This window comes from Cupriavidus sp. 21MJTG02-4 (assembly GCF_057798975.1).
In genome coordinates this window covers 1-17,844 of the sequence record NZ_JBYOJP010000023.1, presented here as the reverse complement: position 1 = coordinate 17,844, position 17,844 = coordinate 1, and the positions used below count along the sequence as shown (strand labels likewise).

The following is a 17,844-nucleotide window of genomic DNA, read 5'->3' as shown; positions in this document are numbered from 1 at the left end:
CCTGCAATCAATGCGATGCATGATGGCCTGTCGGCCGACGCATGACCTGAATTTCCGGCCCCCGACGGGATTCGCAGGAACTTGCTACATTGCTGACTGCTGGCGAAAACAGCCCCCGCGGCCGCGCCGCTCACCGCAAACCGACAGACCAAGGAGACATCGCATGCGCACCGCACTTCAACTTCGTTCGCAAATCAAGAGCAGCGGTGAACTCGAGCTGTCGCTGGACAGCATCGACACGCCGCATCCCGGTCCGGATGAAGTGCTTGTCCGCATTGAAGCCTCTCCCCTCAACCCGTCGGATCTCGGCCTGTTGTTCGGCGCTGCGGACATGAGCACGGCCAGGGCCAGCGGCACGGCCGAGCGCCCCGTCGTCGCCGCGCGCGTTCCGGAGGGCGCGATGCGCAGCATGGCGGGCCGCCTCGATGTATCCATGCCGGTTGGCAATGAGGGCGCGGGAGTGGTCGTCGATGCAGGCTCGTCCCCCGCGGCGCAAGCCTTGAAGGGCAAGACCGTCGCTGCCATCGGCGGCGCGATGTACTCGCAGTACCGCTGCATTCCCGCGGATCAGTGCCTGGTCCTGCCCGAAGGCGCCACACCTGCTGACGGCGCGTCGTCATTCGTCAACCCGCTCACGGCACTGGGCATGGTCGAGACCATGCGGCTCGAAGGACATAGCGCCCTGGTGCACACCGCCGCGGCGTCCAACCTGGGCCAGATGCTCAATCAGATCTGTATCAAGGATGGCATCAAGCTGGTGAACATCGTGCGCAAGCAAGAGCAGGCGGACCTGCTCAAGGCACAAGGTGCGGTCCACGTCTGCAACACCGCGTCGCCGACGTTCATGCAGGACCTCACCGAGGCACTTGTCGCCACTGGCGCAACGATCGCGTTCGACGCCACGGGTGGCGGCAAGCTCGGCGGCCAGATCCTCGCCTGCATGGAAGCGGCCCTGAACAAAACGGCCCGCGAATACAGCCGCTATGGCTCGACCACCCACAAGCAGGTCTACCTCTACGGCGGCCTGGACACCAGCCCGACCGAGTTCAGCCGCAACTTCGGCATGGCGTGGGGCATGGGCGGCTGGCTGCTGTTTCCCTTCCTGCAGAAAATCGGGCGCGAGCGGGCCAACGCGCTGAAGCAACGCGTCGTGGCGGAGCTGAAGACGACCTTTGCCAGCCACTACTCGAAAGAGATCTCGCTGGCCGAGGTACTGGACCTGGACGTGATCGCCGTCTACAACAAGCGGGCGACGGGAGAGAAGTACCTGATCAACCCGAACAAGGGCGTGGCTGGATAAAGCCGCAAGGTGCCTTGCCGCGCCAAGGAGCATGGCCGTATGGCCGTCGTGCCCGCAGGAAGGCTGCCAGCAGAACCGTCCAAACGCCGAAGACGTTGTCGTACGCAACGGTCAGATCGCTCGCAAAGCCACCCCAGCGCTATTCGTTTTCGAGATATCAGGTGTTGGATTTCTTGATTTTACGATGGCGCGGGCGCTTTCTACACTGCTCCGAACAAAAGAAGCATACGGAGACAGACAGCGTGAAACCCTCACTTTCGCCACCTTGCGCGAAGCCCTGGCCGTGGCCAGCCTCCACCTTCCCCACACGCTCGACAACGTCCGCGTCGACGTGAGCGGCCCCCCGGTGCTACTGCGACCGCCTTTGCTGCAATAGGTGGCGCCACCGGGTAATTCCAACAAATACCGGGGCCGGCGCGCGACCAGCGTGCCGGCAAGCCGTGCCGCCTACCCGGCAGCACGCTGTCCCGATGCCATTGCGCCCGCACGACCCGCCGCCAACTTCGGCGCGGACCCGTGCGATCGCCGCGGCAGCACATAGAGGAGACACCTGTATGAGCTTGTTCCGAACCAAGAACATTGACGCCATGCTGGCGGACAGCCACGCTGGCGGCCTGAAGAAAGTGCTCGGGCCGATCGATCTCGTGATGATGGGCATCGGCGCCATCATCGGCACCGGCATCTTCGTGCTGACCGGCACCGGCGCGCTGACCGCCGGCCCGGCGCTGACGGTGTCCTTTGTCATCGCGGCCATGGCCTGCGGCTTCGCCGCGCTTTGCTATGCCGAGTTTGCTTCCGCCATTCCCGTATCGGGATCGATCTATACCTACAGCTATGCCACGCTGGGCGAGATCATCGCGTGGATGATCGGCTGGGACCTGCTGCTCGAATACGGGCTGGCCACCTCGGCGGTGTCGGTGGGCTGGTCTGGCTATTTTCAGTCGCTCGTCGCCGGCTTCGGGCTGAAGCTGCCGGTGGCACTCACGGCGGCGCCAGGCGCGGTGCCCGGTGTCGAAACCATGGTCAACCTGCCAGCCATGCTGATCATGCTGGCGATCACGTGGGTGGTGTCGTACGGCGTGAAGGAATCGACGCGGCTGAACAATGTGATGGTGGCAATCAAGATCAGCGTGGTGCTGCTGTTCATCGCCGTGGGCGTCTGGCATGTGAAGCCGGTGAACTGGCAGCCGTTTGCGCCGTTCGGCATGAGCGGTGTGTTCAATGCGGCAGCGCTGGTGTTCTTTGCCTTCATCGGTTTCGACGCCGTGACCTCGGCTGCGGAGGAAGTCCGCAACCCGCGCCGCGACCTGCCCATCGGCATCATCGGCTCGCTGGCAGTCTGCACCGTGCTGTACGTGGTGGTGGCGGCGATCATGACCGGCATCGTGCCGTTCGCCAGGTTCGCCGGCGTTGACCACCCGGTGTCGCTGGCATTGCAATTCGCCGGACAGAACTGGGTGGCCGGCTTTGTCGACCTCGGCGCGATTCTCGGCATGACCACGGTGATCCTGGTCATGACCTTTGGCCAGACTCGCGTCATCTTCGCCATGTCGCGCGACGGCCTGCTACCCGCGCGGCTGTCGTCGGTGCATCGCGTCCATGCCACGCCGTTCTTTGCCACCTGGACCGTCGGCATCGTGTTCGCGTTGATCGCCGCATTCGTGCCGCTCAATGTGCTGGCCGAACTGATCAATATCGGCACACTCTCTGCCTTCACGCTGATCTCGATCGCGGTGCTGGTGCTGCGCCGCACGCGTCCCGAACTGCCGCGCGCCTTCCGCTGCCCCGGCGTGCCGGCGGTTCCGCTGCTATCGGTTGGCTTCTGCCTGTTCCTGATGGCCCACCTGCAAGCGCTGACCTGGATCGCCTTCCTCACCTGGCTGGGGATCGGCCTGGCGGTCTATTTCCTGTACGCGCGCCGCAATGCGGTGCTGCACGGCGCCACCCGGTAGCAAGGGTGGCCCGTAAGAAGCGACACGGACACCACTGTTCGCGATGGGGCTACCCGCCCCGTCCAAAGCCGCACCGCACTGCAATCCAGGCGGTGTAACAAGGAAGGCAGGGCTACAGCTTTGCATTCCCTACGTCATGGAGAAGAGATTGAACGACCGTACCCACGCGGCCGCCGCCGTGCGCCTGTTCGGCACCGGCGAAGGCCTGTCGCACGAGCGCGTGACGCTCGCCACCGATCCGGAATCGGGCCTGCAGGCCATCATCGCCATCCACAGCACCAGACTGGGCCCCGCCTTCGGCGGCTGCCGGTACTGGACCTATCCCACCGAGGCCGAGGCGCTGTCCGATGCGCTGCGCTTGTCGCAGGGCATGGCCTACAAGAACGCGCTTGCCGGGCTGCCGTTCGGCGGCGGCAAGGCCGTGATCCTGCGCTCGCCAGCGCAGACGGATCGCAAACAGCTTTTCCGCGCTTTCGGGCGCATGGTGGAATCGCTGCGAGGCAGCTATATCTCGGCTGAGGATGTGGGCACGACGGTGGACGACATGCGCGCGGTCCAGGCCGAGACGCGCTACGTCAGCGGCCTGCCGCGCGACGGCGGATTCGGTGGCAACCCCTCGCCGTGGACGGCATACGGCGTGTTTGTGGGTATCCAGGCGGCGGCGCAGTACCGCCTGGACCGCAAGTCGCTCGCCGGATTGTCGGTGGCTGTCCAGGGTCTGGGGTCGGTAGGCTGGGAACTCTGCCGACGCCTCAATGAAGCGGGCGCGACCCTGACCGTGGCCGATATCGATGCGGGGCGGACCACGCAGGCGCAACAGCAGTTTGGCGCACGCGTCGTAGCGCCGGAGGCCATTACGGGCGCGGACGCCGATGTTTTTGCGCCTTGTGCGCTCGGTGCCGTCATCACCCCGGCCGTGGCCGAAAGCTGCCGCTTCCAGATCATCGCCGGCGGCGCAAACAACCAGCTCGCCTCACTGGCCGAAGGGGATACCCTCCATCAGCGCGGCATCTTCTATGCGCCCGATTTCCTCATCAATGCCGGCGGCATCGTCAGCTGTGCGCGGGAGTACCTCGGCGGCGTCGATGACTCCGTCCTTCGGGACGAAGTGGCCGGCATCCGGGACCGGGTGCTCAAGCTGGCGCAACGCGTTGAGTCGACCGGCCAGGCGCCGGCACGTGAAGCGGTGACGTGGGCCCACGAGGTGTTGTCGCAAGGTATCGGGTCGAACTGAACTGCCACCCTGGCCCGGACGATACCCAGGCCAATGGGGTAGCTACCGCAGGCGGCACTCGCGACAGCGCCGCCTGCCCGGCATGCCAGTCAGCGGGCCATCTCCCGGGCATCGCCGACCAGTCGCCGCACTTCCTTCGAGACGATCGTATAAGCCTCGCCGGAGATCGACTCCAGCCCGTTGCGGTCGATCACGATGATGCGGCCGCGCGTATGCTCGATCAGCCGCAGGTTCTGCAGCTTGCCCATGGCTTCGGTGACGCCTTCGCGGCGCACGCCGAGCATCTCGGCGATGCGCTGCTGCGTGATGCGCAGCTCGTTGCTCTGGAGCCGGTCCAGCGTCTGCAGGATCCAGCGGCAAAGCTGTTCCATCAGCGTCCGGTGGCAGATGCATGCCGCGGTCTGGCCCACCTGCGTCAGCAGCAGTTGCATATAGCGCATGACCAGCCGTTGCATCTGCGGCAGCCTCGGATACAGCTCGCGCAGGTCGCCGGCGGCAATGCGCCAGCTTGTGCCCGGCTGGCTGACTTCGCATCGCTGCGGCATGGATTCCGCGCCGGTCAGCGCGGGCAGGCCGATCAGGCCTTCGTTGCCGACCGCGGCCAGTTCCACGCTGGAGCCGTCCGCATGGAGCGACAGCAGCGAGACCACGCCCTCTTTCGGGAAGTAGACGTGCCGCACGCGCTGTCCGGCATCGCACAGCAATTGCCCGCCACGCAGCGCCACGGCTTCAAGATATGGCTTGAGTGCCGCCCATTCCGATTCCGGAAGCTGACGCAACAGTAGGTTGTTGCCACCTGTCCTGTTCGAAGTGTCCATCCCGCGCTCCCCGTTTCCATGTTGCAAAGTTCCGATGGGATCCTGCCGGTCTGGTGCCGGCCCGTGGGCACATTAGGCGCGTTCTGTACGACGACGAACATTGGCTGAAGGGCTTAGACCCCGTTTCACATGGCGTAAAGGCGTCGCCATTCGCCCGATGAAACGGGTTTCGGAGCCCCGCGTGCGGGTTGCGTCGAAAGGTTGAGCTCCAGCCAAAGGGAGGAGGCGGCACGCCGCCGGCCGCTCAGCTGCCGCAGGCGTGGATCAGGAACTCCCGCAGCGCATCGGCCGGCTTTTCGAGCTTGCGTCCGGGCTGCCACAGCATGCCGACCTCCATGTCCGGCACGGCGTCGGCGATGGGCCGCGCGGCGATCTGCCGGCCTTCCAGCGACCATGGGCGGTACACCATGTCGGACAGCACCGTGACGCCAAAGCCATGCGCGACCAGCCCGCGCAGCCCCTCCATCGAACTGGTGCGGAACGCGATGTTGGGCGCCAGCTTGCGGCCACGCCAGTACCGCAGCGTGGAGGACTCCGCCTCGTCCACAGTGATGAGGATGTAAGGGTAGGCCGCGATATCGCGCAAGGACGGGCGCTCGATGGCCAGCAGCGGGTGCGTGGCCGACGTCCAGAGCTGGCGCCGCGAACGGATCAGCGTGTGACGGGCAAAGCGCTGCGGCCGCTCCAGGTTGGACAGCAACCCGATGCCAAGCTCGATATCCCCCGACAGCACGGCCCGCTCGATCTCGGGGCGGTCCATGTCCTGCAGGTCCAGGTCGATGTCGGGGTAGTTGGTGCGAAAGCGCGCCAGCAGGCCCGGCAGGAAGTAGCCCAGCACCGTATAGGACGCCGCCAGCCGCACGCTGCCTTTGAGCCCATACACCTGAAAACGGGGCTCGCGCAGCGCGTCCTCGACCGAATCGAGGATCTGCCGCGCATGCTGGTGGAACAGGTGGCCTTCCGCGGTCAGCGCCACGCCGTGTGGCAGGCGGTCGAACAGGCGCACCGCCAGCCGCTGCTCCAGCGTCAGCACGGCGTTGGTAATCGCCGATTGAGACACATGCTCGGCGGTCGCGGCCATTGAGAACTGGCCTGTTTCCGCCGCCGCGACAAAGTAGCGGAACTGCCGCAAGGTGATTTCCTTGGCCAGCCGTTCCGGCGTCTCGCGTGCCTTTGCCATGCTCATTGCTCCGGTATTCGTTTGTCGGATATCAGCTCTCGGATTTCATGATTTTACGATATCGATGGCGCTTCCTACACTGCCACGAATAACTTCGACATCCCCGGAGAGAGACACCCATGAATGCCCCGCTGCCACAAGCCCTGCGTGAGGCCCTGGCCAACGCCAGCCTGGACGACAAATACACCCTGGAAAAAGGCCGCGTCTACCTGAGTGGCACCCAGGCGCTGGTACGCCTGCCCATGCTGCAGAAGGCGCGCGACCGCGCCGCCGGCCTCAATACGGCGGGCTTTATTTCGGGCTACCGCGGTTCGCCGCTGGGCGCCGTCGACCAGGCGCTGTGGAAGGCCAAGGCGCACCTGGCTGCCAGCGACGTGGTGTTCCAGCCCGGGGTCAACGAAGACCTCGCCGCCACGGCCGTGTGGGGCAGCCAGCAGGTCAACCTGTTCCCCGGCGCGACGCGCGACGGCGTGTTCTCGATGTGGTACGGCAAGGGACCGGGCGTGGACCGTTCCATGGATGTGCTCAAGCACGCCAACTCGGCCGGTTCGTCGCGCCACGGCGGCGTGCTGCTGCTGGCCGGCGACGACCATGCGGCCAAGTCTTCCACGGTGGCGCACCAGTCGGAGCACGTGCTGCTGTCTGCGGGCATTCCCGTGCTGTACCCGTCCAATGTGCAGGAATACCTGGACTACGGGCTGCATGGCTGGGCCATGAGCCGCTACTCGGGCCTGTGGGTGTCGATGAAGTGCGTGACCGACGTGGTGGAAAGCACGGCCTCCGTCGATATCGATCCGGACCGCGTGCAGGTCGTACTACCCGATGACGTCACGATGCCGGAGGGCGGCCTAAATATCCGCTGGCCGGATACGCCGCTGCAGCAGGAAGCCCGGCTGCTCGACCACAAGTGGTATGCCGCGCTGGCCTATGTGCGGGCCAACAAGCTCAACCGCGTCGTACTCGATTCGCCCAACGCGCGCTTCGGCATCATGACCGCGGGCAAGGCCTACCTCGACGTGCGCCAGGCGCTGGTCGACCTCGGTCTCGACGACGACACCTGCCAGCGCATCGGCATCCGCGTCTACAAGGTCGGCTGCGTGTGGCCGCTGGAGGCGCACGGCGCGCGCGAGTTCGCGACCGGACTGGACGAGATCCTGGTGGTCGAAGAGAAGCGCCAGATCATGGAGTACGCGCTCAAGGAAGAACTGTACAACTGGCGCGATGACGTGCGGCCCAAGGTTTATGGCAAGTTCGACCAGCGCGGCAATGACGGCGGCGAGTGGTCGGTGCCGCGGGGCAACTGGCTGCTGCCCGCGCACTATGAACTGTCGCCGGCGCTGATCGCCAAGGCCATCGCCCGGCGCCTGGAGCGCTTCGATCTGCCCGAAGAGGTGCGCGCGCGCATTGCGGCGCGCGTGGCGCTGATCGAGGCCAAGGAGCGCGAGGCCGCCCAGCCGCGGCTCGCCGTCGAACGCAAGCCGTGGTTCTGCTCGGGCTGCCCGCATAACACCTCCACGCGCGTGCCCGAAGGCTCCCGCGCGCTGGCTGGCATCGGCTGCCACTACATGACGCTGTGGATGGACCGCAGTACCGACACCTTCAGCCAGATGGGCGGCGAAGGCGTGGCGTGGACGGGCCAGATGCACTTCACGAACGACAAGCACGTGTTCGCCAACCTTGGCGACGGCACGTACTTCCACTCGGGCCTGCTCGCGATTCGCGCGTCGATTGCCGCCAGCGCCAATATCACTTACAAGATCCTGTTCAATGACGCGGTGGCGATGACGGGCGGCCAGCCGATCGACGGCGTGCTGACGGTGCCGCAGATCGCCCACCAGGTCCTGGCCGAAGGCGCGAAGAAGCTCGTGGTCGTCACCGACGAACCCGAGAAGTACGGCAATGGCGGCATGCTGCCGGCCGGCGTGACGGTATTCCACCGCGACCAGCTCGACCAGGTCCAGCTGGACCTGCGCGCGACCGAGGGCGTCACCATCCTGATCTACGACCAGACCTGCGCCACGGAAAAGCGCCGCCGCCGCAAGCGCGGCACCTATCCGGACCCGGCTCGCCGCGCGTTCATCAACGACGCGGTCTGCGAAGGCTGCGGCGATTGCTCGGTCAAGTCGAACTGCCTGTCGGTGGAGCCGCTGGAAACCGAGCTGGGCACCAAGCGCAAGATCAACCAGTCGTCCTGCAACAAGGATTTCTCGTGCGTCAACGGCTTCTGCCCGAGCTTTGTCACCGCCGAGGGCGCGCAGGTGCGCAAGCCGGCCGCTGCGGGCGGCAAGGGCACGGGCGCTGATTTCGATGCGCTGCCGCTGCCCGTGCTGCCGGCGCTGGAGCGACCATATGGCGTGCTGGTGACCGGCGTGGGCGGCACTGGCGTGGTCACCATCGGCGGGTTGCTCGGCATGGCCGCGCATCTCGAACGCAAGGGCGTGACCGTACTCGACATGGCCGGCCTGGCGCAGAAGGGCGGTGCGGTGATCAGCCACGTGCAGATCGCCCCGAGTCCGGCCGCGCTGCATGCGACGCGCATTGCCACCGGCGACGCGCGGCTCGTGATCGGCGGCGATGCCATCGTCTCCGCATCGGCGGACGTGCTGTCCAAGGTCCGCCACGGCGTGACCGCGGCCGTTGTCAACAGCGCCAACACGCCGACCGCCGAATTCATCAAGAATCCGAAGTGGAAGTTCCCGGGTGCCAACGCGGAACAGGACCTGCGCGCCAGCGCCGGCGATGCGTGCGCGTTTGTCGATGCCAGCGCCTGGGCGGTCACGCTGCTGGCGGATGCCATCTACTCCAACCCGCTGCTGCTGGGCTTTGCGTGGCAGAAGGGCTGGGTGCCGCTGCTGCGCGACAGCCTGCTGCGGGCGATCGAACTCAACGGCGTGTCGGTGGAGAAGAACCGCCTCGCGTTCGAATGGGGCCGCTATCTCGCGCATCACGGCGAGGCAGCGGTGCGTGCCATGCTGCCGACCGCGCCGCGCGAGCAGGTGGTTGCCATGCCGCAAACGCTCGACAACCTGATCCGCAAGCGTGAAGCGATGCTGACCGACTACCAGAACGCCGCCTATGCGGGCCGTTACCGCGATGCGGTAGAGCGCATCCGCGCGGCCGAGCAGAAGCTCGGCGCCGGCCGCAAGCTGGCGCTGACCGAGGCCGTGGCGCGCAATCTTGCCAAGCTGATGGCCTACAAGGACGAGTATGAAGTGGCTCGTCTCTACACCGATCCCGCCTTCCTCGACAAGCTGCGCGCGCAGTTCGAAGGCGAGCCCGGCCGCGACTACCAGCTCAACTTCTGGCTCGCGCCGCCGCTGACGGCGAAGACCGACGAAAAGGGCCGCCTGCTCAAGCGTCGCTTTGGCCCGCGCACCATGTCGGCGTTCCGCCTGCTGGCCCGGATGAAGGGTTTGCGCGGCACCGCGCTCGATGTGTTCGGCAAGACCGCCGAGCGCCGTGCAGAGCGTCAGCTGATTGCGGACTACCTGGCGATGGTCGGCGAGTTCGCGCAATCGCTCAGCCCCGACCGGCTCGATACGGCGATTGCGCTGGCGACATTGCCTGACGACATCCGTGGCTTCGGCCACGTGAAGGAAGGCAATATGCAAGCCGCCGCCGCAAAGCGCGAGGCACTGCTTGCGCAGTATCGTGCGGGTACACGCCTGGCGGCGTGATGCAAAGCGTCCGCCGCCTGTGCGGCGGGCGTTTTGCACAGTGGCCACGCGGCACTGAGCCGCGCGCAGCGCAGCCGAAGGCGATGATGCGATATTGTGGGCAGTGTCGGGCCACGGACAGTTTCGGGGCTCGTTCAATCATTGTTGGAGAGCCTGCAGACGGACGCGCACCACGCGGCAGGCAGCGGGGCAGACTCTGAAGCGAGTACCCGTACGGAATTCTTCGCACACTACGATCAATATTCGTCCGTTAGGACAAGTAAACGCGTTTTTTGGTCACTTTTTGTCGCTCGGACAAAAAGTGACTCGACGGCTACGCCGTCGAAACAGCGGCGCCAGCCAAGCCCCCAAAACGCCATCAATTCCCAATCCCCAATCCCCGTGAACTAGAATCCAAATCCAGCCCCCACTGGCACCGTGCCCCGCCGCCCAAATGGAAGACGACTCGATCCCTTCACGGAGCGTGCTGCCGCAGGCAGCCAATATCGACGGCCCCCCCGCCCCGGACGCGTGGCAAAACGGCAACGCCCTCTTCATCAACCGCGAGCTGAGCCAACTCGAGTTCAACCACCGCGTGCTGATGCAGGCCGCCGACCCCGACACGCCGCTGCTCGAGCGCCTGCGGTTCCTGTGCATTTTCAGCAGCAACCTGGACGAGTTCTACGAGATCCGCGTGGCGGGCCTGAAGGAACAGTGCCTGGTCCAGTCGCCGGTCAGCGGCCCCGATGGCCTGTCCCCGCAGACGCTCTACGACCTGGTGAACGCCCGGGTGCGCGAACTGGTCGCGCTGCAGTACCAGATGCTCAATGATGTCCTGATTCCCGCGCTCGCCGCCGAGCAGGTCTGCTTCCTGCGGCGGCCGACGTGGAACGCGGCGCAGGCGGAATGGATCCGCGAGTATTTCTTCAATGAACTGATGCCCGTGCTGACGCCGATCGGGCTGGACCCCGCGCATCCGTTTCCGCGCGTGCTGAACAAGAGCCTGAATTTCGCGGTGGAACTCGACGGCAAGGATGCGTTCGGCCGCCGCTCCGGCAACGCCATCGTGCAGGCGCCGCGTGCATTGCCGCGCGTCATCGCGCTGCCGCCCGAAGTGGCCGGGTGCCGGCATGGCTTTGTGTTCCTGTCCTCGATCCTGCACGCGCATGTCGGCGAATTGTTCAGCGGCATGACGGTGCGCGGCTGCTACCAGTTCCGCGTGACGCGCAACAGCGAGCTGTTCGTGGACGAAGAGGAGATCAAGAACCTGCGCGAAGCGCTGCAGGGCGAGCTGCCGCAGCGCCATTTCGGCGATGCCCTGCGGCTTGAAGTCGCGGACAACTGCTCGCCGCCGGTGACCTTGTTCCTGCAGCAGCAGTTCGGCCTGTCGGCCAAGGAGGTGTTCTCGGTCAATGGGCCGGTCAACCTGGTGCGGATGCTGCAGGTGCCCGAAGCGGTCGACCGCCCCGATCTCAAGTACCCGCCTTTCCGCCCCGGCTTGCCAAAGGGACTGCAGCCGCAAGCCGACATGTTCCGCGCCATCCGCGAAGCCGACATCCTGCTGCATCACCCGTTCCAGTCGTTTGCGCCGGTGGTGGATTTTGTCCGGCAGGCCGCGCAGGACCCCGATGTCGTGGCGATCCGCCAGACCGTCTATCGCGCGGGCCATGATTCGGTGCTGTTGTCCGCGCTGACCGATGCGGCGCGCAAGGGCAAGGAAGTCACCGCGGTCGTGGAGCTGCTGGCGCGCTTTGACTAAGAGGCCAATATCGGCTGGGCCGCGCAGCTCGAAGAGGCGGGCGCGCATGTCGTCTACGGCGTGGTCGGCTACAAGGCGCATGCCAAGATGGTGCTGGTGGTCAGGCGCGAAGGCGGACGCCTGCGGCACTATGCGCATCTCGGGACGGGCAACTACCACAGCCAGACCACGCGCTTCTACACCGATTTCGGCTTGATGACCTGCCATCCGGAGATCACGCAGGATGTCGCCAATGTCTTTGGCCAGTTGACCGGGCTGGGGCAGATCAGCAAGACCGCCCATGTCTGGCAGTCGCCGTTCACCCTGCACAAGTCCCTGCTGCAGGCCATCCGGCGCGAGGCCGAACACGCGCGCGCCGGGCGCAAGGGCTGGATCATCGCGAAGATGAATGCGCTGCTGGAGCCGGGGCTGATCCAGGCGCTCTACGATGCCTCGCGCGATGGCGTGCGCGTCGACCTGATCGTGCGCGGCGCCTGCGCATTGCGGCCGGGCGTGCCGGGTCTCTCGGAGAACATCAGCGTGCGCTCCGTGATCGGCCGCTTCCTCGAACACTCCCGGATCTTCTACTTCCACAACGACAAGGCCGAAGACGTCATGCTCTCCAGTGCCGACTGGATGGACCGCAACCTGTTCCGACGCATCGAAGTCTGCTTTCCAGTGCTGGACGCGCGCCTCAGGAAGCGGGTGATCGCCGAAGGCCTGAAGCCCTATCTGCGCGACAAGCGCGAGGCCTGGGAAATGGAGGCGGACGGGACCTACCGGCGCCGCCGTTCGCGGGACGGCGAATCCGCGCAGGGATTCCTGCTGGCGAGCCTCACCTGAACGGGTGAGCCGGCGGTTTCCCTTTCGCAATACCTTTCAATCCCCTCCCAACCCCGCACAGATTACTGACGCACCGCAAGGCATCCCCAAGCCGCAGTCCTAGAATGGCTGCCGGCTTTTCCCTGCTTTACGTCGACGATCCATCACCAGACTGATTCGACGTTCGCTTCCCATTTCCTCGCCGGCATGGTTCGACTGCAACGACAACCCATCGCGAGGCGATCCTGTTTCCATGTCATCGCATCAATGTCGTTGAGCCGGGCAGGTTTTTTCCCCTTTCGCGCGACTTGTAGTCCATTGCGCAGGCCGCACCGATACGCGTCCGGACTGCATCAGAAATGTCTGAAGAATCGAATTCCTTCTATATCCGGTCGCGATGTGCCAAGCCTAGACTTTTCCACGCAATTTCCAGGATCCGCGACAACGGCGACGTCCCATCTCGCACCGGGTAGAAGACGCGCGCGGCGCGCGCGGAATTCGCATCAGCACAAGCCAGCGCGCAAGCCAGCCACGTCCTGATGCCACGCCGCCGGCCGGGACGGGACTGCCCGGCCAAATCGTGACGCTGCGTGACGCTGCCATGCGCGCGGTACGCGCGTACCGCGCTGGCTTGCGTCGCCCGCGAATTCTTGCCACCCGTAAGGAAGTCATGGAAACAGAGGGAAACCGCCTGGGGCTGCATCTCGGTCAAGCGTTGTCGGCCGGCGCATTGTGCATGTTCCTGCTGGCCGAAGCGGCACAGGCCGTCGACGTGGGAGGCGGCATGGCAAGCCGCGGCATCGCCACGGAGGGCGCCGCATGGCGGCTGCTCCGTGACGCATGGCCGCTGCTGTTGCCCGCGCTTGGGCTCAGCCTGGTCCTGGCGATCGGCTATGTGCGCACGCGCCGGCTGGTCGCGCAGCGCATGGAGGCGGAAGCCACGCTCGGCCATGAACTCGCGCTCAAGGAAGCCTTGCTGGCGAGCCTGCCCGAGCCTGTGGCGGCCAAAGGCCCGGACCTGCGCTACATGGAACTCAATCCGGCATTCGAGCGCTTCTTCGGCGTGGTGAAAGCCGATGCCGTGGGCAGGCATGCGCTGGAGGTCGGGCATTTGCGCGACCGGATGAGCGGCGAGCTCCTGGCCCTGCAGGATGAAGCCATGCGGACCATGGCGTCACGCCAGATGCATCTGCACATGCGGAACGCGGCCGGCCAGTTGCGGCGCGTGAACTTCTGGGCCTTGCCGTTCCGCAACCCGGATGGCACGCCGGGCGGCATCGTGACCGTGCATTTCGACGTGACGGACATCGATGAATCGCGCGAGCGCGCGCAAGCGTTCGAGCGCCGCCTGCAGGACGTGGTCGACAGCCTGCCCGTGACCGTGTTCCAGAGCCGCTTGCGAACCGGCGACCTGGACAGCGACTGGGACGTGACGTATGCCGCCGGCGATGGCGCGGGGCTGGGCATCGATACCGCCCGCGCGCTCGGCGCTGGCTCGCCGGCGCAATCGGGGGTCTGCCCGGAGGACCATCCGCGCCTGCGTGCCGCGATCCTGCAAAGTGCCCGCACCGGCCAGCCCCTGGATATTGCGGGACGCCTGAAGCGGGGGACGGAACTGCGGTGGATCCAGGCCCGCGCCACGCCCAGGCGCGAGGGGGCCTTCACGGTGTGGAATGGCGTGATCCTCGACGTCACCGAACAGCATCGCCAGGCCGACGCGCTGCATGAGGCCAAGGACGCGGCCGAGTCCGCCCTGCGCGCCAAGGAAGGATTCCTCGCCATGATGAGCCACGAGATCCGCACGCCGATGAACGGCATCCTGGGGCTGGTGGAATTGCTGCAGAACTCCGGGCTGGCGCCCGAACAGCAACGCCTGCTCGCCCTGGCACAGGAATCCGGCCAGGCGCTCGCGCAGATCCTCGACGATATCCTGGACTACGCCAAGATCGAAGCGGGCCGCCTGGCGATCGTGCCGGCGCCGCTGGACCTGCGTGACCTGCTCGACAGCGTCGCGTCGCTGCTGATGCCGCAGGCGCAGAAGAAGGGCCTGCAGATGCGCCTCTACGTCAGTCCGGAGGTCCCGGCCACGGTACGCGCCGACGGCATCCGGCTGCGCCAGATCCTGTTCAATCTGCTGGGCAACGCCATCAAGTTCACCGATCGCGGCAGCGTCGCGCTGCGCGTCATGGTCGAGACCTGCGTGGATGACATCGCGGCGGTGCTGGTGGAGGTGCGCGACACCGGCATCGGCATGGCAAAGGCCGACATGCAGCGGCTTTTCACGCCGTTCGTGCAGGCCGAGCGCAGCTCCACACGCCGCTTTGGCGGCACCGGGCTCGGGCTGGCCATCACGCGCAACCTGGCGGCCATGATGGGCGGCAGCCTGGCGCTGGAAAGCGAGGAGGGCACCGGCACCACGGCGGTACTGCGCGTGCCGTGCACGATCCTGTGCCGGCGCTACGACCTGCCATGTCTGCGGGAGCGCAAGGTGGCCGTCCGTGTGCGCGACCCTGACATCGCCCAGGCGCTGTTGGCCCATGTCCGGACCGCGGGCATGGTCCCGCTGGCGGGGCACGTCGACGCCGGGCAGGCCGTGATCGTGCTGGCCGATGCCGACCGCGGCCCGGTGCTCGCAGACAGCGCCGATCCGCGCCTGGTGCTGGTGACGACGAAGTGGAAGCCGCTCGGCTTCCGCGCCGATGAGCAGGACAGTGTGCGGCTGAGCGTGAATCCGCTGCGTTGGGCCGCGTTCGTCGGCGCGGTGGAGCGCGCACTGGAACGCCAGGCGGCGGCGCCGGTTGCCGCTGGCGATGCCGGCCCCGTGCATGGGACAGCCGCATCGGGCACGCGAAAGCGCTGGCGCATCCTCGTGGCCGAGGACCATTGCATCAACCAGGAAGTCATCCGGCAGCAACTCATGCTGCTCGGCCACCTGCCGACGGTGGTGGATAACGGCGAGGCCGCGCTGCAGGCCTTGGAGGCCGGCGCGTTCGACCTGGTGCTGACGGACCTGCACCTGCCGGTCATGGACGGCTTTGCGCTGACGCGGGCCATCCGCAGCAGCCAGGACGCCACGTTGCGCGGGCTGCCGGTGGTGGGCATTACCGCGACCACGGTGCCGGAGGAACACCGGCGCGGATTCGACGCGGGCATGAATGCGTGCGTGCTGAAGCCGGTCACGCTGGCCTCGCTGCAGGAAGGCCTGTCGGATGCGATGAACGCGCGCGGCCGTGCGCGCGCGCCGATCGGCACGGCTCGGCAGGAGGCCGGCGACACGGGCGGCCTGCGCTTCGACGCCACGCTGGTGCGGCGCGAAGACCTGCTGGGCGTGCTGCATCCGGGGGCCGGCGATGCCGGGTTGCAGGCCTGCGTCGCGGCGCTCGCGAGCGATCGGGAGACGCTGGCCGATTGCCTGGCCAGGGGAGCGATCAAGGCGTTAAGGCCGTGGTGCCACCGCATGCGCGGCGCGCTGTCGGTGTTCGGCCAGCCGCACCTCGACGAGATCATGGACCGCTTTCGGCGTGCCGTGCAGACCGGTGACGTCGGCCAGGTGCGCACCGCCAGCGTGCCCGTGCTGGCGGCGATCGCCTACCTGATCGAAGCGCTGGGCGTGGACGACGGCGCCATCGGGCCCTTGCATTGCCGCGACTGCGAGCGACCGCGCGATGCCTGTCCCGGCGGCGGCAAGCGCGGGGACGACGTTGTATCTGGAGATAGGGAATAGCGATGTCAATCAGGGTAATACTGGCGGACGATCATCCGCTGATCATCTTCGGCGTACGGCAGACGCTGGCCGCGGCCGCGGGTATCCGGGTCATGGCGGATGCCTCGAACCCGAGGGCGCTATTCGATCTGCTGCGCACCGTACCGTGCGATGTGCTGGTGACCGACTTCTCCATGCCTTGCGGAGACTCGCCCGATGGCCTGGCGATGCTGACTACGCTGCGTACGCGCTTTCCGCACGTCCGGGTCGTGGTCCTGACCATGCTGGAGAACCCGGGGCTGATGGTCAGCATGCAGGACGTCGGCGTGCTGGGCATCGTCAATAAGCGAGATGACTTGTCGGAACTACCGGCCGTTATCGTGGCGGCATACAAGCGCTGCAGGCTGCTGAGCACGTCCGTGCGTGAAGATATGGCGCGCTGGGGGAACGAGATGCTGCAGAGACAGTCCAGCCGCTGCCTCAGCCCGCGTGAAATGGAAGTGGTGCGCATGTACGTCAAAGGCATGACGACGACCCAGGTGGCGCGGTACCTTCATCGCAGTGTCAATACGGTGAGTACGCAGAAAACCAATGCTATGCGCAAGTTGGGGGTGTCTAATGATGCGGAGTTGTTTGATTATGCGCAGGAGCATGGGTTTAAGGCTTAGGGTTTGTGTTATGACTGGGTTTGTCGCTCTTGGCAGGCGCGGCTGTTTCGCCGGCGTAGCCGTCGAGTCACTTTTTGTCCGAGCGACAAAAAGTAACCAAAAAACGCGTTTACTTGCCCTAACGGGCGAATATTGATCGTAGTGTGCGACGAATTTCGTACGGGTACTCGCTTCAGAGAATGCCCGGCTGCCTGCCGCATGGTGCGCAACCGCATGCAGGCTCTCGGACAATGATTGAACGAGCCCCGAACCTGTCCGTGGCCCGGCAGTGGGCGCGCTATCGCATCATCGCCTTCGGCTGCTGCGCGGCTCAGTAAAATAAAAAACAAAAAAAGCGCGGTAACGGAAGCACCGTCGCCAGCGCCGCTGATGCCCTGACTAACCGACTAGTGAGCTGCGTAGCAGCCGAAGGCGATGATGCGATGACGGTGGAAGCAGGGGCCACGGACAGGTTCAGGGCTCGTTCAATCACGGCTTGAAAGCCTGCATGCGGACGCGCACCATGCGGCAGGCAGCCGGGCAGTCTCTGAAGTTCATACCCGTACAACACCCTCAGCACGCTACGATCAATATTCGTCCGCTAGGACAAGTAAACGCGCTTCTTGCCTACTTCTTGTCGCTTGGACAAGAAGATGGAATGAACGCGCCCCCCCACCTTGAACGACACGAGCAAAGTCCGTGGCACATCGAACGAAGCGTGAGCGGCGGAAGGTGGGCCCTCCATCACGAAACGGCATCGATGTGCCAGAGTGGGAGTGTGACCAACCACGCGA

8 protein-coding genes and 1 pseudogene are annotated in these 17,844 nt (G+C 65.8%); 7 read left to right on the top strand and 2 right to left on the bottom strand.

Annotated features, from left to right (window positions below):
- Nucleotides 1-163: 163 nt before the first annotated feature.
- The 3 genes from AC3FKH_RS30790 (at nucleotide 164) to AC3FKH_RS30780 (ending at nucleotide 4,486) form a co-directional block, all read left to right on the top strand.
- On the top strand, nucleotides 164-1,300 hold the full coding sequence (locus AC3FKH_RS30790; RefSeq protein ID WP_488679476.1) for a zinc-binding dehydrogenase: 1,137 nt from the start codon (nucleotides 164-166) through the stop codon (nucleotides 1,298-1,300).
- Between the two features lie 554 nt (nucleotides 1,301-1,854).
- Nucleotides 1,855-3,252: a branched-chain amino acid transporter BcaP gene (gene bcaP / locus AC3FKH_RS30785; protein WP_488679475.1), complete on the top strand. Its 1,398-nt coding sequence runs from the start codon at nucleotides 1,855-1,857 to the stop codon at nucleotides 3,250-3,252.
- Between the two features lie 136 nt (nucleotides 3,253-3,388).
- A complete protein-coding gene (locus tag AC3FKH_RS30780; RefSeq protein ID WP_488679474.1) occupies nucleotides 3,389-4,486 on the top strand; it encodes a Leu/Phe/Val dehydrogenase in 1,098 nt (365 codons plus the stop codon).
- Between the two features lie 89 nt (nucleotides 4,487-4,575).
- On the opposite strand, the gene AC3FKH_RS30775 is transcribed toward AC3FKH_RS30780, so the two are convergent.
- Together AC3FKH_RS30775 and AC3FKH_RS30770 are read right to left on the bottom strand one after the other, a co-directional pair.
- The gene (locus AC3FKH_RS30775; RefSeq protein ID WP_488679473.1) at nucleotides 4,576-5,304 is read right to left on the bottom strand and encodes a Crp/Fnr family transcriptional regulator; all 729 of its coding nucleotides are present in this window, start codon (nucleotides 5,302-5,304) and stop codon (nucleotides 4,576-4,578) included.
- Nucleotides 5,305-5,548: 244 nt separating this feature from the next.
- Nucleotides 5,549-6,484 carry a LysR family transcriptional regulator gene (locus tag AC3FKH_RS30770; protein WP_488679472.1) on the bottom strand — a complete coding sequence of 312 codons (936 nt, stop codon included), beginning with the start codon at nucleotides 6,482-6,484 and terminating at the stop codon, nucleotides 5,549-5,551.
- A 119-nt stretch (nucleotides 6,485-6,603) separates the two neighbouring features.
- Between AC3FKH_RS30770 and AC3FKH_RS30765 the strand changes: the two genes are divergently transcribed.
- From AC3FKH_RS30765 to AC3FKH_RS30750, 4 genes and pseudogenes are all read left to right on the top strand, one after another.
- Nucleotides 6,604-10,161 (top strand): indolepyruvate ferredoxin oxidoreductase family protein, encoded by a 3,558-nt coding sequence (locus AC3FKH_RS30765; protein WP_488679471.1) that lies wholly within the window; start codon nucleotides 6,604-6,606, stop codon nucleotides 10,159-10,161.
- Nucleotides 10,162-10,594: 433 nt separating this feature from the next.
- Nucleotides 10,595-12,721 (top strand): annotated as a pseudogene (gene ppk1 / locus AC3FKH_RS30760) (polyphosphate kinase 1).
- Nucleotides 12,722-13,370: 649 nt separating this feature from the next.
- Entirely contained in the window at nucleotides 13,371-16,424 is a 3,054-nt protein-coding gene (locus tag AC3FKH_RS30755) for an ATP-binding protein (protein ID WP_488679470.1), read from the top strand.
- Between the two features lie 2 nt (nucleotides 16,425-16,426).
- Complete coding sequence (locus tag AC3FKH_RS30750) at nucleotides 16,427-17,071, top strand: response regulator (protein ID WP_488679469.1); 645 nt, start codon at nucleotides 16,427-16,429, stop codon at nucleotides 17,069-17,071.
- The last annotated feature ends 773 nt before the right edge of the window (nucleotides 17,072-17,844 follow it).

Excerpts from the sequence above, each read along its gene's own strand:
- AC3FKH_RS30755 (WP_488679470.1), top strand. The coding sequence starts at position 13,371 with ATGGAAACAGAGGGAAACCGCCTGGGGCTGCATCTCGGTCAAGCGTTG.
- AC3FKH_RS30770 (WP_488679472.1), bottom strand. The coding sequence starts at position 6,484 with ATGGCAAAGGCACGCGAGACGCCGGAACGGCTGGCCAAGGAAATCACC.
- bcaP (WP_488679475.1), top strand. The coding sequence starts at position 1,855 with ATGAGCTTGTTCCGAACCAAGAACATTGACGCCATGCTGGCGGACAGC.
- AC3FKH_RS30790 (WP_488679476.1), top strand. The coding sequence starts at position 164 with ATGCGCACCGCACTTCAACTTCGTTCGCAAATCAAGAGCAGCGGTGAA.
- AC3FKH_RS30765 (WP_488679471.1), top strand. The coding sequence starts at position 6,604 with ATGAATGCCCCGCTGCCACAAGCCCTGCGTGAGGCCCTGGCCAACGCC.
- AC3FKH_RS30775 (WP_488679473.1), bottom strand. The coding sequence starts at position 5,304 with ATGGACACTTCGAACAGGACAGGTGGCAACAACCTACTGTTGCGTCAG.
- AC3FKH_RS30780 (WP_488679474.1), top strand. The coding sequence starts at position 3,389 with ATGGAGAAGAGATTGAACGACCGTACCCACGCGGCCGCCGCCGTGCGC.
- AC3FKH_RS30750 (WP_488679469.1), top strand. The coding sequence starts at position 16,427 with ATGTCAATCAGGGTAATACTGGCGGACGATCATCCGCTGATCATCTTC.